At 70.7% G+C, this 19,308-nt stretch carries 15 protein-coding genes and 1 pseudogene; 4 read left to right on the top strand and 12 right to left on the bottom strand.

Annotation, left to right across the window (positions count from 1 at the left end; all coding sequences use genetic code 11):
• Positions 1-33 precede the first annotated feature (33 nt).
• Positions 34-810, top strand: a complete 777-nt coding sequence (locus tag ACTRO_RS00260) for an arylamine N-acetyltransferase family protein (RefSeq protein ID WP_034260340.1) — start codon at positions 34-36, stop codon at positions 808-810.
• Between the two features lie 41 nt (positions 811-851).
• Here ACTRO_RS00260 and ACTRO_RS00255 read toward each other — a convergent pair whose 3' ends face one another.
• Positions 852-1,283 carry a MarR family winged helix-turn-helix transcriptional regulator gene (locus ACTRO_RS00255; protein ID WP_034260338.1) on the bottom strand — a complete coding sequence of 144 codons (432 nt, stop codon included), beginning with the start codon at positions 1,281-1,283 and terminating at the stop codon, positions 852-854.
• A 123-nt stretch (positions 1,284-1,406) separates the two neighbouring features.
• Between ACTRO_RS00255 and ACTRO_RS00250 the strand changes: the two genes are divergently transcribed.
• Positions 1,407-2,258 carry an NAD(P)H-binding protein gene (locus ACTRO_RS00250; protein WP_034260336.1) on the top strand — a complete coding sequence of 284 codons (852 nt, stop codon included), beginning with the start codon at positions 1,407-1,409 and terminating at the stop codon, positions 2,256-2,258.
• 2,185 nt (positions 2,259-4,443) lie between these two features.
• Here ACTRO_RS00250 and ACTRO_RS00245 read toward each other — a convergent pair.
• The 6 genes and pseudogenes from ACTRO_RS00245 to ACTRO_RS00225 form a co-directional block, all read right to left on the bottom strand.
• A pseudogene (locus tag ACTRO_RS00245) lies at positions 4,444-5,571 on the bottom strand (IS110 family RNA-guided transposase); the annotation flags it as partial.
• 79 nt (positions 5,572-5,650) lie between these two features.
• The gene (locus ACTRO_RS00240; RefSeq protein ID WP_051450066.1) at positions 5,651-6,979 is read right to left on the bottom strand and encodes an IS256 family transposase; all 1,329 of its coding nucleotides are present in this window, start codon (positions 6,977-6,979) and stop codon (positions 5,651-5,653) included.
• A gap of 66 nt (positions 6,980-7,045) precedes the next feature.
• A complete protein-coding gene (locus ACTRO_RS49330; protein WP_245594262.1) occupies positions 7,046-7,168 on the bottom strand; it encodes an IS110 family transposase in 123 nt (40 codons plus the stop codon).
• Between the two features lie 441 nt (positions 7,169-7,609).
• The gene (locus tag ACTRO_RS00235; protein ID WP_034260333.1) at positions 7,610-8,290 is read right to left on the bottom strand and encodes an SDR family oxidoreductase; all 681 of its coding nucleotides are present in this window, start codon (positions 8,288-8,290) and stop codon (positions 7,610-7,612) included.
• Positions 8,291-8,304: 14 nt separating this feature from the next.
• On the bottom strand, positions 8,305-8,724 hold the full coding sequence (locus ACTRO_RS00230) for a secondary thiamine-phosphate synthase enzyme YjbQ (RefSeq protein ID WP_034260331.1): 420 nt from the start codon (positions 8,722-8,724) through the stop codon (positions 8,305-8,307).
• Positions 8,725-8,735: 11 nt separating this feature from the next.
• On the bottom strand, positions 8,736-9,185 hold the full coding sequence (locus ACTRO_RS00225; RefSeq protein ID WP_034260329.1) for a carboxymuconolactone decarboxylase family protein: 450 nt from the start codon (positions 9,183-9,185) through the stop codon (positions 8,736-8,738).
• A 104-nt stretch (positions 9,186-9,289) separates the two neighbouring features.
• Here ACTRO_RS00225 and ACTRO_RS00220 point away from each other — a divergent pair, with 104 nt between their 5' ends.
• Positions 9,290-10,183: a sigma-70 family RNA polymerase sigma factor gene (locus ACTRO_RS00220; RefSeq protein WP_034260327.1), complete on the top strand. Its 894-nt coding sequence runs from the start codon at positions 9,290-9,292 to the stop codon at positions 10,181-10,183.
• A 39-nt stretch (positions 10,184-10,222) separates the two neighbouring features.
• Here ACTRO_RS00220 and ACTRO_RS00215 read toward each other — a convergent pair whose 3' ends face one another.
• Genes ACTRO_RS00215 through ACTRO_RS00195 form a run of 5 tightly spaced genes read right to left on the bottom strand, consistent with a single transcriptional unit; the run spans position 10,223 to position 17,901 of the window.
• Complete coding sequence (locus ACTRO_RS00215; RefSeq protein ID WP_051450065.1) at positions 10,223-11,548, bottom strand: nitrate/nitrite transporter; 1,326 nt, start codon at positions 11,546-11,548, stop codon at positions 10,223-10,225.
• Positions 11,548-11,976, bottom strand: a complete 429-nt coding sequence (locus ACTRO_RS00210) for a nitrite reductase (NAD(P)H) small subunit (RefSeq protein ID WP_084315838.1) — start codon at positions 11,974-11,976, stop codon at positions 11,548-11,550. Before ACTRO_RS00210 ends, ACTRO_RS00215 begins: the two co-directional genes overlap by 1 nt.
• Complete coding sequence (gene nirB / locus ACTRO_RS00205; protein ID WP_034260325.1) at positions 11,973-14,531, bottom strand: nitrite reductase large subunit NirB; 2,559 nt, start codon at positions 14,529-14,531, stop codon at positions 11,973-11,975. The genes ACTRO_RS00210 and nirB overlap by 4 nt, the downstream gene beginning before the upstream one ends.
• Positions 14,528-15,796: an NAD(P)/FAD-dependent oxidoreductase gene (locus ACTRO_RS00200; RefSeq protein WP_051450064.1), complete on the bottom strand. Its 1,269-nt coding sequence runs from the start codon at positions 15,794-15,796 to the stop codon at positions 14,528-14,530. The genes nirB and ACTRO_RS00200 overlap by 4 nt, the downstream gene beginning before the upstream one ends.
• Entirely contained in the window at positions 15,793-17,901 is a 2,109-nt protein-coding gene (locus tag ACTRO_RS00195; RefSeq protein ID WP_034272306.1) for a molybdopterin oxidoreductase family protein, read from the bottom strand. Before ACTRO_RS00195 ends, ACTRO_RS00200 begins: the two co-directional genes overlap by 4 nt.
• A gap of 151 nt (positions 17,902-18,052) precedes the next feature.
• Here ACTRO_RS00195 and ACTRO_RS00190 point away from each other — a divergent pair, with 151 nt between their 5' ends.
• Positions 18,053-19,294, top strand: coding sequence for a uroporphyrinogen-III synthase (locus ACTRO_RS00190; protein ID WP_211244010.1), 1,242 nt, complete (start codon positions 18,053-18,055; stop codon positions 19,292-19,294).
• Positions 19,295-19,308: the final 14 nt, after the last annotated feature.

Below are 19,308 nucleotides of genomic sequence, written 5' to 3'. Positions count from 1 at the left end.
CATCCCGGCCTCGAAACTGGGATAACTGATCACGTGAATGAAGTATCTGTCACTGCGCACCTGGAGCGGATCGGCCTGCCGCATCCCGACCGCCCCGACCTGGACTATCTGCGCCGGCTGCACAGTCGGCACCTGCACGCCGTGCCGTTCGAGAACCTGAGTATTCACCTCGGCGAGGACGTGCCCCTGAATGAGGACGCACTCTTCGACAAGATCGTCACCCGGCGGCGCGGCGGCTACTGCTACGAGCTGAACGGGTTGCTCGCCGCGCTACTGCGCGCCTTGGGTTACCAGGTAAGCCTGCTCGCCGTGCGCGTGCACGGCGACAACGGCTTCAGCCCGCCGTTCGACCACCTCGCGCTGCGCGTCGACCTCGACGAGCCGTGGCTCGTGGACGTCGGCTTCGGCCGGCACAGCGAGTTCCCGCTGCGCTTGGACTACCGTGACGAGCAGAAGGATCCCGGCGGCGTCTTCCGCATCGAGGCGACGCCCGACGGCGACCTCGACGTCTACCGCGACGGAACCCCGGCCTACCGCATCGAGCAGCGCCCGCGCGAGCTCGCCGACTTCACGATCGCGCACGGGTTCCAGCGGTTCTCGCCCACGTCCCACTTCACCCGCTCACCGTTCTGCACCATCCTGACAGACGATGGCATGATCACCCTGGCCGGCCGTAAGCTGATCACCACCACCCAGGACGGCGTGCGCACTGAAGAAACGCTCGAGGACGACGCGCAGGTGCTCGCCGCCTACCGCACACACTTCGGCCTCACGCTCGCCCGTGTGCCCGACCACAGTCAGGATGTATAGAACCGAAGTCGCAGTGTGCGAATTCGGCGAAATCCCTTTGCTTACACGGAATCCTGCTGGAGGCGAGACGCCGCTTGGTGCACCTTGGCGAGGGCGGCGAGTAGCTGATCGCGCTCGGCGGGGCTGAGGTCTGCGATGAGCTCCTCTTCGAGGCGGCGCCGCTCCTGCTCGATCGGGAGCTGCAGGGCGCGGCCGGCATCGGTGAGCCAGATGCGCACGAGGCGGTGGTCGCGCTCGTCGGGGCGGCGTTCGAGGAGGCCGGCAGCGGACATCCGGGTCGCGGCCTTGACGACGGTGGGGGTGCTGACTTCGAGGGCCGCGGCGAGTTCACCGGGGGTGCGGCCGTCTTGGGCCCAGAGCAGCGCCAGCAGGTGATCTTGGCCGAGGTGCAGGCCGTGGCGGCGGATGCGGGCGTCGGCGGCGGCGCGGACGGCCTTGTTGGTCCGGCCGTGCAGGTCGAGGAATCCGGGCACGTCGCGTGGCCTTCCATCCGGAGGGGCGGGGGACCGAGCTTAGCGGAGGTCGATTGACGGCTAATCATTTACCGGCTAACGTTCCGAAAGTCGTGAGACGGCTAATGACCTCAGGGGGCAGCCATGATCCTGGTAACTGGTGCGACCGGAAATGTGGGGCGCGAGCTCGTGCGCACGCTCGACGCGGCCGGCGAGCGGATCCGCATCCTGGTCCGCGATCCAACCCGAGCCGCAGGGCTCTGTGACAAGACATCCGTCGCTGTGGCGGATCTGACGCAGCCGACCGGCCTTAAGGCCGCGTTCGACGGCGTGGACCGGCTCTTTTTGTTGACTCAGGGCACCGGGATCGACCAGGCGGCCAACGCCGTCGCCGCGGCGGTCGCCGCCGGGGTGCGTCGCATCGTGCTCTTGTCTTCGGTGAACGTCATCGGCGACCCGGTGCCCGCGATGGGCCGGTGGCACCACGCCCGCGAGCGGCTCGTGCTCGACTCCGGCATCCCCGCGACGATCCTGCGGCCGAGCGGCTTCATGACCAACGCGCTGGAGTGGGCGCCGACGATCCGCGAGGGCAACTATGTGCTCGATCCGACCGGGCCGGGCCGTTTCTCGCTCATCGATCCCGCCGACATCGCCGACGTCGCGGCCCGCGCTCTGCTCGAGGACGGACACGAGGGGGAGATCTACGCGCTCACCGGCGACGAGGTGCGCACCACGGCAGAGCACGTACGCATCCTCGCCGACGTCCTCGGCCGCACCATCGAGGTGCGTACGGCCGCGACGGCCGAGGACGCCGTCCGCGCGCGTTACGCGAACGGCGCTCCGCCAGCTCTCGCCGCCGCCCTGCTGGAAGCGATCACCGCGATGCGCGCCGACACGGACGGCTTCCGGACCGACGACGTCCGACAGGTGCTCAGGCGCAGCCCGCGCACCTTCGAACCCTGGTGCGTGCGCCACGCCGAGGCATTTGATCGGTAAAGCGCAACGGCGCTCTCGGCGTGATCAGTGCAGGCCACCCTTCCCATACACGTCGCGCATGACCAGCGCCGCGATGGCACCGAAGATGCCGAAGAATATGACACGAGGAACGCATCGTCGCCGTCGCCCAGTTGGCTGGCGAGGACCGCACCGACGGCGAACGAGAACGCGCCGACCCCGGACGGCACGGTCAAGGCGTGGCGCCATGGCGAACTGGTGAGCGGCGTGAACAGCGACAGCAGCAGGGTGAGGACGAACAGAGTGCACAGCGCCGTCGCGATCATCCAGTTGAGATACAGCTGCGTCACGATGCTGGGAGCATCGAGGGTGTCGTACTCCTGGTTGAGTTCGAGTAGCCCGACGAGCCGGCCGCGCCAGACCAGCGCGCTGGACTCCGCGAGGCCGGTGAGCTGGTCCCACGAACGGGTCAGCTGGACCGCCCCGTTCGCCGGGGCATCCCCGACGAGCTGGACGTAGTAGGTGGTCGTTTTTCCATTGCCTTTGGTGGTCTGGCTCCACGCCCGCTCGACCATGATCGGAATGGTCAGCACGCAGTCGGGTCCTGCCTTAGCGGCAGACGCGCAGGCCGGAGCGTCCTGATAGGCCCGCGCGCTGGAACTGTTCTCGTCATAGCTCGCCGCCAGCCAGGTCGTCAGCGTTGCCGCGCCCGACAACAGCAGGAGCAGGACGGCCAGCATACGAGGGCTGTCCCGGTACGTTCTACGTCTGATACTTCCTTGCGCGCTCGTCCGGCGCGTTCCCCCCCGCCATGTTGGCATCTTAATGCGAGTTGATGATCGGTTGAGTGCTCGTGGGCGTGGTGGTCTGTCGGGTCGGGGTGTGGGCGGCCGCTTCGCGTCGCCCGGTTCTTCTGTCCACCCGTTGCGCTGGCAGGGCGAGCTGCGGTTTCAAGACGAAAAGCGCCGCTGGCAGGCCCTTCCCTCGGAGAGAATGCCGGGTTCGTGTGGGTGCTGTCGTTGGGAGGGCGGGCTGGGGTTGGGGGTGGTGGGGTTGCGGGGGTGTGCTCTCTCCTCGGTCGGTCCCCGGAGGCAATCAGGGACCTGCCGGGAGGTCAAGCGGCGGTGGTTTCCGCTGATGGTGGATTGTGCATCGCGCCGCTTGACCTCCCGGCAGAACCCTGATCGGGCTTCGCCTGCCCGACCGAGGAGAGAGCCCGCCCCCTGGGGAGGGGTCTGAGCTGCGCTCGGGCCGAGTCCTGTCCCGTGGCCCGGTCGCGCTCGATCCGGAAGAATCCTGCATCACCGTTCTGGGCCGCTCTCTTCTCTACTACTCGTTCAACGCCGGGGAGCGCGCTCGAGTGCCCGGAAATCTCCAGTATTTTTGCTTATCCGGTGAAAGCCGGATACGCGGCTTTTGTCGGTAGTGGCGTCTACCATGGAAGAGTACGGGGGATCGGGGCTTGCGACGGGAGGGGTGGTGGGCGGGATGGCTGCGCGGACGGCGTCAGGGGCATGGCCGAGAACGGTGCAGGAATACCCCTCGGAGTGCGACAGGGCCAGGCGATCCCGCCGACCGAATGAGCACGGGGTGGATTGGATCAGGGCGATGCAGGATTCTTCCGCGCCGAACGCGACCGGCCTGCGGGATTCTGCCGCGGGGTCTGGGATCGGGATCGACAGCATGAGGGCGATGCAGGATCCGACATCAAGCGCGATCGGACCACCGACCCTTTGCACGGATCGGGAATCGGGACGCTCGGATCAAGGTGATGCAGGATTCTTCCGCGTCGAGCGCGGCCGGGCTGCGGGACGGGACCCGGGCCCGAGCGCAGCTCGCACTGCTCCCTCAGGGGGTGGGTTCTCTCCTCGGTCGGGCAGGCGAAGCCCGGTCAGGGTTCTGCCGGGAGGTCAAGCGGCGCGATGCAAGATCGAGCATGAGCGGAAGCCTCCGCCGCTTGACCTCCCGGCAGGTTCCTGATTGCCTCCGGGGCCCGGCCGAGGAGAGAGCACGCCCCCGGCACCCGACCACCCCGAACCCCAGCCCGCCCCGCCAACGCCAGCACCCCACAAACCCCGGCATCTCTCTCCGAGAGAAGGGCCCGCGCCGGAGGCGGAATCTTGAAACCCCAGCCCGCCCCGCGACGCAACGGGTGGGCGTGCCCCTATGTCTTCCGTCAAGTCTGGGCTGCTCGCTGTAACGGGCATGTGGGTGGGTGTTGCTCGGGTTATGTGGTGGCGGTGTGGGGCGTGTAGAGCGTGGCGTTGCGGAGCATGGCGTGGAGGACGTTGATGCGTCTGCGGGCGAGGCGGATGATTGCTTGGGTGTGGGTTTTGCCTGCGGCGCGGTGTTTGTCGTAGTAGGCGCGGGAGTCGGGGTCGGCCAGGGCGGCGAAGGCGGAGAGGAACATGGCGCGTTTGAGCTGCCGGTTTCCGCGTCTGGGTGCGTGTTCGCCGCGGATGGAGCTGCCGGAGGACTTGGTGACCGGGGCAAGTCCTGCGTAGGAGGCGAGGTGGTCGGCGGTGGGGAAGGTGGCGGCGTCGCCGACGGTGGTCAGGATGGTCGCGGCGGTCCTGATCCCGATGCCGGGCATCGAGGTCAGGAGCGGGGAAAGAGGGTGGGCCTCCAGCAGGGCACTGAGCTGTCCCTCGAGCGTGCGGCGTTGGGCGAGGATCTCGGTCAGCTGGCGGGCGAGGGAGGGGATGACGAGGGCTGCGGCCCGGGTGCCGGGCACCACGACCGTCTGTTCTGCGAGGGCCTCGGCGATCTCCTCGGCCAGGCGCTCGGCCAGGCGCGGGGCCAGGGGTTTCAGGAGTTTGACGATGCGTCGGGTGCCGGCCTCGGCGAGCAGTTCAGGGGAGCCGTACCGGGCGAGTAGCGCGAGGACGGCCTGGTGCTGGATGCGTGGGCCCAGGACGCGTTCGAGGGAGGGGTGGATCTGGGTGAGCAGGCCGCGCAGCCGATTGGAGGTGCGGGTCGACTCGCCCGCGAGGTCCTGGTCGAACCCGACGAGCATGGCCAGTTCCGCCTCGGTCTCATCGAGCACGGTCAGGGTGCGCAGCGCCCTGGGTGCGGTGCGGGCGACGTCGGCGATCACGGCGGCGTCGCGGGCGTCGGTCTTGGCCTCGCCCTCGTAGAGGTCCGCGGCGCGGCGCATGGCCAGGCCGGGCAGGTAGGCGACCTGGCAGCCGACGTCGCGGGCGACGCTCAGCGGCAGCGCGCCGATGTTCGCGGGCTGATCGACGATCACCAGGACGGTGGCGAACTTCGCGATCAGCTTCTCGAACAGGGCGCGCAGTTTCGGTTCGGTGTTCGGCAGGCGCTTGTCGTAGACGGTCTTGCCGGGGCTTGTCAATTGGAGTGTGTAAGTTTGGGGACGGTTCTTCCTTCTTCGGGTCTCCGTCGGCGGTTGCCGTCGGTGACGGTTTTGCTGGTCAGACCGGGAGTTTGCCGGGGAAGCGGATCGCGAAGTCGTTCAGGGCCCGCTTCCAGCCGTAGGTTCCGGTGCCGCGTAGCTGTCCGGCCGGCACGTGGCGGCCCTCGCCGTCGATGTGGCGGCCCTCGATGCGGCGGATGCCGAGGTAGAGCAGTTTGATCGCGGCGTCGTCGTCGGGAAAGTGCCCGCGGGTCTTGCTGATTTTGCGGAGCTGGAAGTTCATCGACTCGATGGCGTTGGTCGTGTAGATGACCCGTCGCAGCTCGAGGGGGAAGTCGAGAAACGGTATGAACGTCTCCCAGGACCGCTCCCATGCGGAGATCACCCCGGGTGCGCTGCGGGCGAACGTGCCGCGCAGCGCTTCGAGCGCGGCCTCGGCGGCCGAGGCGTTCGCGGCGGTGTAGATCGGGCGCAGCGCGGCGGCGATCTTCTTGCGGTCGGCGTAGGCGACATACCGCATCGAGGTGCGGATCAAGTGGACCACGCAGGTCTGCACGATCGCCTCGGGCCATACGTGCCCGATCGCCTCGGGCAGCCCGCTCAGCCCGTCGCAGCACACGACGAGGGCGTCTTTCAGGCCCCTGTTGCGCAGGGAGGTCAGGACGTTGAGCCAGAACCGGGAGCCCTCCTTCTGCTCGATCCAGATGCCGAGCACCTGCTTGTACCCGTCGGTGTCCACGCCGATCACCAGGTGCGCGGCCTTGTTCACGACGCTGCCGGACTCGCGGACCTTCACCACGATCGCGTCGATGTAAAGGATCGGATACACCGCGTCGAGCGCGCGGTTCTGCCATTCGGCGATCTCCTCGCGCACCACCTCGGTCACGTTGGAGACCAGCGCGGGGGAGATCTCGGCGCCGTAGACCTCGGCGAGGTGGTCGCGGATGTCGCGGGTGGACATCCCCCGGGCGTAGAGCGAGAGGATCATCTCGTCGACCTGCCCGAGCCTCTTGGTGCGCTTGGGCACGATCCGCGGCTCGAACGAGCCGGCCCGATCACGCGGGACCTGCAGGCGCACCGGCCCGGACGCGGTGACCACGGTCTTGGGGTAGGAGCCGTTGCGCGAGTTGGGCGAGCCGACCCCGGCCGGATCCCCCTTCTCGTAGCCGAGGTGATCCGCCATCTCCACCTGCAGCGCCCGCTCGAGCACCGCCTTGGTGATCGCAGCCAGCAGCTCCTGCGCCCCGCCCCCGGCCTTCTCGGCCTCGGCCAGCAGAGAGTCGATCGCCTCCGGAGCCAGGATCGCAGCGACCCGACGGGCACCCTCGACCTGCTCGAGCTCCTCCACCAGATGCTCCTCGGCCTCCACCGACAGCACCTGGTCCATCTTCTTGCCACTCACAGCGTGTCACCATTTCTAGCAGCCAGGCACTACCACCTGCTGCTCAACAGGTCACCCGCTTACACACTCCATTAGACACGCTCTCTTGCCGGCCGGGGTCAGCCCGTGGGCGTGGTGCTCGCCCTTGCCCACGTCCAGGCCGAGGAAGACCCCGATACCGCTGGTGTCGTACACGCTCGCCGCCTTCTACTTCGCATGGCCCTGGCCTCGACCATCGCACCGCAGCCGGCAACCACGTTACACAGGCCGCCCCGAGAAAACGCCCGGCGTTGCGCCGGGCACGGGATGCGGACCAGGCCCCTTATCAGCGGTCAGGCAGTGCTCCAAAACCCGGCGGCAACACGCCCAAGGCCATAGACACGGCAGGGTGGCAGAGCCATACCGGGCCCGGAGGCCAGGCGCCCCCATTGCGGGGACACGTAAAAGGTAACGGGTGGTCAGACAAACCGGGCGACGCGAAGCGGCCGCCCACACCCCGACGACCACCCCGACTCAAGAGGCCACCACACCCCACCAACACCTATCCGATCATCAATTCGCCTGAGAACCTCTCGCCGTTCCCGGAAATTTCTTGAGGAGAGCGTGTGAACGCCGCCCCGCGTGGCTGACCGAGCGTCAGCCGCGCGGCATCACCCGCAGGTCGCCGACGGTGGTGTCGGCGGGCAGCCGTAGCGCGTCGGCGATGATCCGGGCGACCACGGCGGGGCGCAGATAGTCCTCTGGCCGGTACTCCTCGCCCTCGTAGGCGCGCAGCTCACGCTGCATATCCGTGGCCGTACGGCCGGAGAACACGCTGGTTACGCGCACGGCCGGCTCCTCGAGCCGGAGTGCTTCGGCGAGCGCCACCAGCGCGTGCTTGCTGGCCGAGTAGACCCCGTTGCCGCGGCCGCTCACGGCCCGGCCGGCGCCCGAGTTCACGAACACGGTCGTGCCGCGGGCCGCTCGCAGCGGGGGGAGGACCAGCCGGGTCAGCTCCGCGATCGCCGTGACGTTGACCGCGAACACCTCGTTCCAGGTCTTCAGCGAGAGCTCCTCCACCCGGCCCAGCTTGATCACCCCGGCCGCGTGCACGATCCCGTCGAGGTGCTCCGGCAGTCCGACCTCCTCCACCGCCGCGGCGATCGTCTCGGGCCGGCCGAGGTCGACCGGCATCGGCCGGGCCGCACGCAGCGTCCGGCACAGCGCCGCGAGCGCGTTGCCGTCGCGGGCGGCGAGGATCAGGTCGTCGTCGGCGAGCTCGTCGACCAGGGCTCGGCCGATACCCCTGGTGGCGCCGGTGATCAGGTAGCTTCCCATGCCTCCAATCTAGATCAACTCAGGAAGCTCAGTCTCACTTGCCGGTCCGGATTGTCGCGGTTCGTGTCGACCAGGACGACCGACTGCCAGGTGCCGAGCTCCATCCGGCCCTCGATCACGGGGAGGGTGGCGTGCGGGGCGACGAAGGCGGGGAGCACGTGGTCGCGGCCGTGTCCGGCCGAGCCGTGCCGGTGGCGCCAGCGGTCGTCCGCGGGGAGCAGGTCGCGCAGGGCGGCGAGCAGGTCGTCGTCGCTTCCGGCGCCGGTCTCGAGTATGGCCACGCCGGCGGTCGCGTGCGGAACGAAGATGTTGAGCAGGCCGTCGCCACGCTCCGCGACCTCGTCGAGGAAGGCCTCGCAGGTGCGGGTGAGGTCGTACACGGTCTCCGTCCGGCCGGTGCGCACCGGCACGACCTTCGTGCTGAAGTTCGCCATGAAGCCATGGTCTACCAGACCTTCCCGGCCGGCGTGCGCAGCGCGCGATTGATCCGGTTGAAGAAGTTCGTCAGCGCGACGCAGAGCAGGATGGACGAGATCTCGGCCGGGGCGAAGTGCTCCGCCGCGGCCTGCCAAGTCTCGTCGTCCACGCCCGGCTGGCCGTCCTCGATCCGGGTGGCGGCCTCGGCCAGGTCGAGAGCGGCGCGCTCGGCGTCGGTGAAGAACGGGGACTCGCGCCAGACGGCCACGGCGTGCAGGCGCTCGTCGGTCTCGCCGAGCTTCTTCGCCTGGGCGACACCCGCGTAGACGCAGGGGCTGCAACCGTTGATCTGGCTGACCCGCAGGTGCACCAGTTCGGTCGTCTTCTGATCGATGCCGGAGGAGCGGACCGCCTTGCTGAGCAGTTGGATCGCGTTGACGACGTCGGGGTTCACCGTGGTTTCCATACGTGCTTGCATGGTTCGTACTCCCTCGTGGCGGGGGTCGGGTGTCGGGTCGGTTACCTCGGGCCGGTTCGGCCCGTCATCCCCCATGACGGAGCGGAACCGAGGAAGGTAACACCATGGCCGACACGCCGACGCCGACACCCACGCCGACCCTGACCGACGCGTTCGAGCGTGAGCGCGGCCGCCTGCGCGCGGTCGCCCTCCGGATGCTCGGCTCGCACGCCGACGCCGAGGACGTGGTGCAGGAGGCCTGGCTGCGGCTGTCACGGCAGGACGCGGCCGAGATCGGCAACCTCGCGGGGTGGCTCACGATCGTCGTCGGACGGCTGAGCCTGGACGTCCTGCGGACGCGGCAGACGCATCCGGTCGCGTCCTCGACGGAGGCCGAAGAACGGATGCTGATCGTGCTCGACGAGGCACCTGCCCCGGACGAGGACGCGGTGCTCGCGGACGCGGTCGGGACGGCGTTGCTCGTCGTGCTCGATTCGCTCGCGCCGAGCGAGCGCCTCGCCTTCGTCCTGCACGACCTTTTCGCAGTGTCCTTCGACGAGATCGGACGGATCATCGGCAAGTCGGCCGACGCGGCCAAGATGACGGCCAGCCGGGCGAGGCGCAAAGTGCGGGCCGGCGGCCGGGTTCCGCCCGCCGCCGGGGCGAGGGAGCAGCGGGCCGCGGTCGACGCCTTTCTCGCCGCTGCCCGGGAAGGTGACTTCGAGGCCTTGCTCCGGGTGCTCGATCCGGCTGTGAAGCTCGATTTCGAGACCGCCGAAGGGAAAGTCGTGCTGCTCGGAGCCACCGAGGTCGCGGCCGGCGCGCGCCGTGCGGCGGGGGCGGCGTCGCGTGGCGTCGCCGTGTACGTCGACGGCTTGCCGGGCATCGCGGCCTTCGGCCCGGACGGCCGGGTGATCTCCGTCATGGCCTTCACCGTCGAGGGGGGCCGGATCGTCGGCATGCACGGGGTGACCGACCCGGCCAGACTCGCGGCGGTGGAAGTCCTCGGCGCCGCCTGATCCGAGTCCAGCGGCGCCGAGGAGGCAGGGGGCGGGCGCCTACACCGAGGCAGGCACCGGCTTGGCAGCCGGCACCTCCGCGCGCTGATACACCAAACGGGTGAGTACGCCGCAGACCAGGTAGCAGGCGATGAAGGCCACGTACGCTCCGGTGGCCGAATGGTAGGTCAGGAAGGACTCGCGGAAGGCCAGGTTCACCAGCACGCCGCCGAACGCGCCCACCGCCCCGGCGATCGCGATCAACGCGCCGCCGAGGGCCTGGTCCCGGGCCGGATCGCCGGTGCGGCCCTTGAAGATGCCCGGGATCAGCTTGTAGACCGAGCCGTTGCCGACGCCGCTGAGCGCGAACAGCCAGACGAAGCCGGCCACGAAGCCGGGCAACGAGTGGGTGCGCGAGGACTCCCACACGGCCGCCGCACCGACGGCCATCGCGCCGAAGCTCCACACCGTCACCCGGGCCCCGCCCCAGCGGTCGGCCGCGCGACCGCCCAGGGGCCGGGCGAGTGAGCCGATCAGCGGGCCGAGGAAGGTCAGGCCGGCCGCCTTGACCGGGGTGGCGAACTGGCCGGCGAACTGGATCTGCAGAACCTGGCCGAAGGCGAAGCTGAAGCCGATGAAGGAACCGAAGGTGCCGATGTAGAGCAGTGACACGATCCACGTGTGCGGCTCCTTGCACACCTCGCGCACCGCCCGGTACCGGGTCTCCGGCCGCGGCAGGTTGTCCATCCACAGGGCCGCGCCGGCCGCGCCGATCACGATCAAGGGCAGATAGATCCCGGCGAGCAGCCGCGGGTGCCCGGCGCCGGCCCAGGACAGCACGGCCAGGCCCACCAGCTGCACGACGGCGACGCCGAGGTTCCCGCCGCCCGCGTTCAGGCCCAGCGCCCAGCCCTTGCGATGCTGCGGATAGAAAGCATTGATATTCGTCATCGATGAGGCGAAGTTGCCACCGCCGACTCCGGCCAGCGCGGCCAGCAGCACCAGCGTCCCGTAGCTCACGCCCGGCTTGACCGCGATCGCCGCCGCTCCGCACGGGATCAACAGAAGCAGCGCACTGATGACGGTCCAGGTGCGGCCGCCGAAGCGCACCACCAGGATGCTGTAGGGCACCCGCAGGCATGAGCCGACCAGCGTCGGCACCGCGGTGAGCAGGAACTTCCCGGCCGCGTCCACATGGTCGGCCGGGCCGAGGAAGAGCACGAGCACCGACCAGAGAGACCAGACCGAGAAGCCCACGTGCTCGGTCAGGATCGAGAGGAACAGGTTGCGCCGGGCGACGCGGGCGCCGCCGTCATACCAGAATCTCGGGTCTTCCGGGCGCCAGCCGGTCAATGGTGCGCGCGACGAGGAGCGGAATGTGGCCACTAATTGCCTCCAGCGACGATCGGGGGAGCGGTGTGGATGTACACGACGCCTTCGTCGCAGCGCACGGGGAAGACGGCCAGGGCATACGGCTCGCGCCCGGCCGGACCGTCCACGCACTGGCCGGTGGCCAGGTCGTAGACGTGCTTGAGCATCGGCGAGGCCACCGTGGGCGCGCCGTCGCGGGAGCCGGTCAGACCGCGCGAGATCACGTGCGCGCCGGTGGCCGGGTCGAGGTTGCCGACGCCGAAGAGCCGGCCGTCGAAGGTGCGGAAGACGGCCGCCTGGGTCATGTCCGGCAGTAGCACGGCCACCCCGCGCCCGGCGATCAGGTCCTCGTACCGGCACACCCGTGCGGCCGGGCCGGGCGGCGTGTCTGCGGCGAACGCCACTGCGGTGTCCATCTCGGCGGTGTCCATCTCGATCGTCATCGCGCACCCACCAGGTCCTCGGCTCGTCCGATGGTCAACAAGGGTTTGATCTGCTCGCGCTCGGCGGTAAACTCGATCGAGGGATCGGCCTCGCCCGGCGCGTTCACGAAGGAGACGAAGCGGCTGAGCGTGTCCGGGTCGTCCAGCGCCGCCCGCCACTCGTCGGTGTAGTTCGCCACGTGCGCCGCCATCAGCGCGTCGAGCTCGGCGCCGAGGCCGAGGCTGTCCTGCAGCACGACCGCCTTGACGTGCTCGAGCCCGCCCTCGATCCGCTCGATCCAGGTCGCGGTGCGCTCGAGCCGGTCGGCCGTGCGGATGTAGAACATCAGGAACCTGTCGATCGCCCGGACCAGCTCGTCCTCGGTCAGGTCCTTGGCGAACAGGTCGGCGTGCCGGGGCCGGAAGCCGCCGTTGCCCCCGACGTAGAGGTTCCAGCCGTTCTCCGTGGCGATCACGCCGATGTCCTTGCCCTGCGCTTCGGCGCACTCCCGGGCGCAGCCGGAGACCGCGGCCTTGATCTTGTGCGGGGAACGCAGGCCGCGGTAGCGCAGCTCCAAGTCGATGGCCATCCGCAGCGAGTCCTGGACGCCGTAGCGGCACCAGCTCGAGCCGACGCAGGATTTCACCGTGCGCACGGCCTTGCCGTAGGCGTGCCCTGATTCGAAGCCGGCGTCCACCAGCCGCTGCCAGATCGCCGGGAGCTGCTCGACCCGCGCGCCGAGCAGGTCGATCCGCTGGCCGCCGGTGATCTTCGTGTAGAGCCCGAAGTCGCGCGCCACCTCGCCGATCACGATCAGCTTCTCCGGGGTGATCTCGCCGCCGGGCACGCGCGGGACCACCGAGTACGAGCCGTTGCGCTGCAGGTTGCCCAGGAAGTGGTCGTTGGTGTCCTGGAGTGCGGCCTGCTCGCCGGTCAGGATGTGCGTCTGGCCGAACAGGCGGCCGGAGAGCGAGGCGAGGATCGAGGCGACGGCCGGCTTGCAGATCTCGCAGCCCTCTGATCCCGCCGCCGCGACTCCGTGTTCTGCGATGAGCTGCGCGAAGGTCGTGACGCCGCGCACCAGCACGATCTCGTAGAGCTCGGCGCGGGACTGGGAGAAGTGCGCGCACAGCGCCGAGGACTGCTCCACGCCCGCCGCATCCAGCAGCTTCGTCAGCATCGGCACGCACGAGCCACAGCCGGTGCCGGCCTTGGTGCACGACTTCAGCGCGCTGACGGTACCGCAGCCCTCTGTTGTGATCGCCTGCAGCAGTTCGCCCTTGCTGACGTTGTGGCAGCTGCAGATCGTCGCCGACTCCGGCAGCGAGCCGACGCCGAGGCCTGCCGCGCCCTCGCCGTCCGCGGCAGGCAGCAGCAGCTGGATCGGCGCGGCCGGGAGCTTGGCGCCGCTGCCGACCATCGGCTTGAGCACGTCGTAGGATGCTGCGTCGCCGACGAGGATGCCGCCGAGCAGTTCGCCCTCCTCGGTGACCACGAGCTTTTTGTACAGTCCTTGTGACTCGTCCGCATACAGTGTGTTCAACGCGCCGGGCGTGGCGCCGAAGGCGTCGCCGAACGAGGCCACGTCCACGCCGAGCAGCTTGAGCTTGGTGGACAGATCCGCTCCGGTGAACGGCCTCGGCTCGCGGTCCAGGATGTGCCGAACCGCCGTCTCGGCCTGCGCGTAACCGGGTGCCACCAGGCCGTAGACGCGGCCGTCCACGGCCTGCGCGCACTCGCCGATGGCGTAGACGTGCGGGTCGGAGGTTCGGCAGTGCTCGTTGACGCGGATGCCGCCGCGCTCGCCGAGTTCGAGCCCGTACTCGCGGGCGAGCGTGTCCCACGGTCGCACGCCCGCAGCGAAGACGACGACGTCGGTCTTCAGCTCGCGCTGCTCCTCGCCCGCGGCCAGCAGCATCACGGCGGCCGAGCCGTCCTCGCCCGCGCGCACCGCCTCGGTCCGGGTGCTGGTGTGCACGGACACGCCGAGCTCCTCGATCCGCTGGCGCAGCGCGAGGCCACCGGCGTCGTCGACCTGGAGGGGCATCAGCCGCGGCGAGAACTCGATCACGTGCGTGGTCAGGCCCAGCGAGCTGAGCGCGCCCGCGGCCTCGAGGCCGAGCAGGCCGCCGCCGACCACCGCCCCGACCGCGCCGGAGCCGTCCCCGGCGCGGGCCGCCGCGTACGCCTTGATCGCGTCCACGTCCTCGACCGTGCGGTAGACGAAGCAGCCGGTCAGGTCGTGGCCGGGCACCGGTGGCACGAAAGGCTTCGAGCCGGTGGCCAGGATCAGCACGTCATACGGGTGGACCGCGCCGGAGGCGGTCGTGACGGTCCGAGCGTCGCGGTCGAGGAGGACAGCCTCGTCGCCGAGGTGCACGGTGACGCCGGGCGGGTCCGGATAACCCAGGTCGGCCTCGGTGGCGCCGCTGAACAGAGAGGTCAGATGGACCCGGTCGTAGGCCGGGCGGGCCTCCTTGGCCAGCACGGAGACCTCGGCCTCCGGTCCGAGCTGGGCGAGCAGTTCGGCACACCGGTGTCCGACCATGCCGTATCCGACGATCAGGATTCTCATGGGTGACTTCCCTTCACTGGCGCGATGAGCAGGTCGAGCGGATCGGCCGGCAGCGGTCCCGGCCGGGTGAGCAGGTGGCTCAGGTGCGCGGCCGCGGACACGTCGCCGACCAGCACCGAGCCGAGCAGGCGGCCGCCGCCGACGGTGACGGAGCGGTAGGTCCCGGCGACCGGGTCCACCAGCCGCACGGTGCGCGGCCGTTCCAACGGTTCGTGCGCGTCCAGGACGGCGAGGTCCAGGCCGTCGCCGCCGAGCCGGATGACGCTGCCGGCGCCCTGGTACCGCGGGGTTCGGGTGGGCCGTCCGGCCAGTCGCGCGGCCAGGAACTCGGCCTGGGCCAGGGCCGGGGCGGCGAGGCCGGGCCAGGCGCCGGAGATCGGCGCGGCGCAGTCGCCGATGGCGTAGACCGCCGTGTCGGTGACCGTGCGCAGCCAGTCGTCGACGATGACGCCGCCGGTGCTCGGGCGCACGGCCAGGCCTGCCGCGACGGCCGGCGCGCTCGCCGGGGCGGCGCCGCAGGCGAACAGCACCAGATCGCAGTCGAGGGTCACGCCGTCGGCCAGCCGCACTCCGCGCGCGGGTCCGGGCCCGTCCGCGACGCCGTCGGCCGTGATGACGCCGCGCACGCGGCATTCGGTGTGCACCTCGACGCCGTGGCCGCGCAGCGTGCGCGCCAGGATCGCCCCGGCGACGTCGTCGATCCGATGATCGAGCAGATGAGGGCCCTGATGCAGCAGCTCCACCTTGGGGCCGAGCGAGATCAGAGCCCTGGCGCACTGCACGCCGAGCAGGCCGCCGCCGATGACGACGGCGCGGTGCGCGGCCAAGGCTGCCGGGCGCAGGCCGTCGAGGTCGGCGAGGGTGCGCAGGGTGTGGACTCCTTCGCGCAGCCCGCCCGGGCCGGACGGATCGCGAAGGCCCGTGAGCGCGGGCAGAACCGGATTGGCGCCAGTGGCCAGTACGAGGGTGTCGTAGTGTTCTGAGTCGCCCGACGCGGTGGTCACGGTCTTCGCGGCGCGGTCGATGCGTGAGACGCGCGCTCCGGTGCGCAGCCGCAGCCCCGGGCCTTCCGGCGTGGGCAACGCCAGCAGCGAGCGGTCGGTGCGGCCGGCCAGCACGTCCGGCAGCAGGACTCTGTTGTACGCGGGAGCGGTGTCGGCGCCGAATACGGTGATCTGCGCTTGCGGCAGGTAGGTCAGCAGCCTCCGGGCGAACATGTTCCCGGCCAGACCGTCGCCGACCACGCAGATGTGTCCCAGGCTCATGGCGCCACCCCGTCCGGCCCGGCCGCCGCCCCGATCCGCACGGCGCAGACCTTGAACGCGGGCATCTTCGAGTGGGGATCCAGCGCCGGGTTGGTCACTGTGTTCGCCCGGCCTGCGCCAGGCCAGTGGAAAGGCATGAATACGGTGTCCGGCCGGATGGCCCGGGAGAGCCGAGCCGGCGCGGTGGCCGTGCCGCGTCGGCTGGTCACCGCCACCAGCTCGCCCTCGGCGATGGCATGGGCGGCCGCGAGATCCGGGTGCAGCTCCACGAACGGCTCCGGCGCCGCGCGGTTGAGCACGTCGACCCGGCGGGTCTGGGCGCCGGACTGGTACTGCGAGAGCACTCGGCCGGTGGTGAGCCGATAAGGGTAGGCGGCGTCCGGCTCCTCGGCAGCGCCCTGGTACTGCACGGCGTTGAACCGGGCGCGGCCGTCCGGCGTGGCGAAGCGTTCCGTGAACAGGCGCGGCGTACCCTCGGGGGTGTCGATGCCGCACGGCCAGTACAACTCCGCGCCGTCGCGCAAGCGTTGATGCGTGACTGCGGAGTAGTCGGCCATACCGCCGCGGCTCGCCTCGCCCAGCTCGGCGAAGACCTCGGCGGGGTCGTCGCCGAGCGGGCGTCCGAGCCGGGCCGCCAGACCGTCGATGATCTGCAGGTCGGTGCGCACGCCGGGCGGGGGAGTCAGGGCCCTTTCCCGAAGCAGGATCCTGCCTTCCAGGTTCGTGGTGGTGCCCGTCTCCTCGGCCCACTGCGCGGCCGGCAGCACCACGTCCGCGAGCGCCGCCGTCTCGGAGAGCACGAGGTCTGCGACGGCCAGGAAGCCGATGTCGCGCAGCCGGTCCTCGAGGTCGCCGGCCGCGGGCGCGGAGACCACCGGGTTCGAGCCCATGACCAGCAGCGCGTCGATCCGGTCCGCACGCTCGGCGCCGCAGCGGTCGAGCAGTTCGACCGCGGAAGGCCCCGGGCCGGGCAGGTCGGACGGGTCGATGCCCCAGACCGCGGCGACGTGCTTGCGCGCATCCGGGTCGTCGAGCTTGCGGTAGCCGGGCAGCTGATCGCACTTCTGCCCGTGCTCGCGCCCGCCCTGCCCGTTGCCCTGGCCGGTCACCGGCGCGTAGCCGGAGTGCGGCCGGCCCGGCAGCCCGAGTGCGAGGGCCAGGTTGATCCAGGCCGAGACGGTCGCCGCGCCGTCGCTGTGCTGCTCGCTTCCGCGCGCGGTCAGGATCATCGCGCCGCGCCCGGACCGCGCGGCGTCCGCCAGCTCCTCGGCGACCAGCCGCAGCTGCGCCGCCGGCACCCCGGTAATCTGCTCGACTCGCTCCGGCCAGTAACCGGCCACCATCCGGCGTACCTCCTCGAACCCTGAGGTACGAGCCGCGACGTACTCTTCGTCACAGAGCCCTGTCGCAACCACGATGTGCAGCAATCCGTTGGCCAGAGCCAGATCCGTGCCCGGCACCGGCTGCACGTGCACGTCCGCCTGCTCCGCGGTCCGAGTGCGGCGCGGGTCCACCACGGCGAACCAGCCCCCTGCGTCGCGCTGCGCGGTGAAGTGCCGCAGGATCGGCGGCATCGTGTCCGCGACGTTCGCCCCGACCAGCAGGATCGCGCCGGTCTCGCGCAGGTCGCGGACGGGGAAGGGCAGCCCGCGGTCGACGCCGAAGGCGCGCAGCTGGGCGAAGGCGGCCGAGGACATGCAGAACCGGCCGTTGTAATCGATGTTCGGCGTGCGCAGCACCGCCCGGGCGAACTTGCCGAGCAGATAAGCCTTCTCATTCGTCAGCCCGCCGCCGCCGAAGATCCCCACCGCCGCGGCCGGACGCGCGGCGAACTCGCGGGCCACCCGTTCCAGCGCCTCGTCCCAGGTCGCCGGGCGCAGCGGCGCGTCCTTGGCGTCGCGCACGAGCGGCACCGTCAGCCGGACGGCCGGGTCGAGCACCGCGGCCGCGGCCGCGCCCTTCCCGCACAGCGCGCCCTCGTTGACCGGGAAGTCCTCCCGACCGGCCACCCGGGCCGGCTCGGCCCCGGAGCCCGGCGCGACGGTCATGCCGCACTGCAGCGCGCAGTAAGGGCAGTGCGTCGCCGCGGGAGTCGTTCGCTTCAGGTCCACGCCTCGAGAGTGCGCGACCCGGATGACGCCGCGTTCTCACCCCGGTTTCGCCGGCGGACCAAGATTTGGATGCGGCGTCGGCGACGGATCGCAGCGGGTCCTTACCGGCGCGTAGCGATGAGGCAACCTCCCGGAAACAGTGATCATGGAGATTGCGACCATGACCCGCGCCGTCCCCGTCCTCGCCGAGCAGCCGCTGCTCGGGCTCACGGTCGCGGTCACCGCGGACCGGCGCCGGGAGGACCTCACCGCCCTGCTGCGCCGCCGCGGCGCACGCGTGCTCGAGGCGCCCACGCTGCGCCTGGTCCCGCTCGAAGACGACGCCGAGCTGCGCGCGGCCACCGGCGAGTGCCTGCGCGAGCAGCTGGACTACGTCGTGGCCACCACCGGGCGCGGCTGGCGCGGCTGGATCTCCGCGGCCGAAGGCTGGGGCCTGGCCGAGGAGCTCGACCGCGCCCTGCACCGGACGGTCGTGGTCTCACGCGGCCCGAAGGCCACCGGCGCGGTGCGCGCGAGCGGGCTGCGCGAGGAGTTCTCGGCCGCCTCGGAGCTGTGCAGCGAGGTGCGCGACTACCTGATCGGCCGAGGCGTGGCGGGCAAGCGCATCGCGGTGCAGCAGTACGGCTCGCTCGACCCGGGCGCCGACTGCGACCTGGCGCTGGAGCTGCGCGCGGCCGGCGCGCAGGTGGTCGCGGTGCCGGTGTACCGGTGGGTCGAGCCCGAGGACAAGTTGGCGGTGGACCGGCTGGTGGAGGCGATTGTCGCGCGCGAGGTGCACGCGGTCGCGTTCACCTCCGCGCCCGGCGTCAGCGCCCTGCTGGACGCGGCCGCCGCCCGAGACGCCGTCTTCGGCCGGGACCGCGTGCTCGCGGCCCTGCGCGAACAGGTCGCGGCCGCCTGCGTCGGCCCGGTGTGCGCGGGCCCGCTGCTCGCGCACGAGATCCCGGTCATCCAGCCCGACCGCGCCCGCCTGGGCGCGCTGGCCGCGCAGATCTGCCGCGACCTGCCCGAGCGGATGCGCCAGGAGATCGCGGTGGAGCAGGGGAGAACCCTGATCATCCAGGGCAACGCCGTGCTCGTGCAGGCCGAGCGCGAGCCGGACGTCGAACACCCCGACCCCGACCCGGTGCTGCTGCCCCCGCTGCTCGCCGCGGTGTTGGCCGCACTGGCGCAACGCCCCGGCTGGGTGCTCTCGCGTGCCGAGCTGCTGCGACGGGTCTGGCACCCGCGCCCGCTCGGCGGCAGCGCGGTGCTCGCGCCCGGGCCGCAGCGCGACCAGCACCTGGTCGAGTCGACCATCGCGCGCCTGCGAACCGCCCTCGGTGAGCACGGCGACCTGATCCGCACGGTCACCAAGCGCGGTTACCGTCTGGCCGCCGACGTCTGACGGCCCCTCGAGCG

Source organism: Actinospica robiniae DSM 44927 (genome assembly GCF_000504285.1).
Classification (GTDB): Bacteria; Actinomycetota; Actinomycetes; order Streptomycetales; family Catenulisporaceae; genus Actinospica; species Actinospica robiniae.
Note: the sequence above shows the minus strand (reverse complement) of the source record. Positions and strands in the feature narration are given on the sequence as shown.

Excerpts from the sequence above, each read along its gene's own strand:
- ACTRO_RS00190 (WP_211244010.1), top strand. The coding sequence starts at position 18,053 with ATGGAGATTGCGACCATGACCCGCGCCGTCCCCGTCCTCGCCGAGCAG.
- ACTRO_RS00210 (WP_084315838.1), bottom strand. The coding sequence starts at position 11,976 with ATGACGATCGAGATGGACACCGCCGAGATGGACACCGCAGTGGCGTTC.
- ACTRO_RS00225 (WP_034260329.1), bottom strand. The coding sequence starts at position 9,185 with ATGCAAGCACGTATGGAAACCACGGTGAACCCCGACGTCGTCAACGCG.
- ACTRO_RS00240 (WP_051450066.1), bottom strand. The coding sequence starts at position 6,979 with ATGGACCAGGTGCTGTCGGTGGAGGCCGAGGAGCATCTGGTGGAGGAG.
- ACTRO_RS00250 (WP_034260336.1), top strand. The coding sequence starts at position 1,407 with ATGATCCTGGTAACTGGTGCGACCGGAAATGTGGGGCGCGAGCTCGTG.
- ACTRO_RS00235 (WP_034260333.1), bottom strand. The coding sequence starts at position 8,290 with ATGGGAAGCTACCTGATCACCGGCGCCACCAGGGGTATCGGCCGAGCC.
- nirB (WP_034260325.1), bottom strand. The coding sequence starts at position 14,531 with ATGAGAATCCTGATCGTCGGATACGGCATGGTCGGACACCGGTGTGCC.
- ACTRO_RS00200 (WP_051450064.1), bottom strand. The coding sequence starts at position 15,796 with ATGAGCCTGGGACACATCTGCGTGGTCGGCGACGGTCTGGCCGGGAAC.
- ACTRO_RS00230 (WP_034260331.1), bottom strand. The coding sequence starts at position 8,724 with ATGGCGAACTTCAGCACGAAGGTCGTGCCGGTGCGCACCGGCCGGACG.
- ACTRO_RS00220 (WP_034260327.1), top strand. The coding sequence starts at position 9,290 with ATGGCCGACACGCCGACGCCGACACCCACGCCGACCCTGACCGACGCG.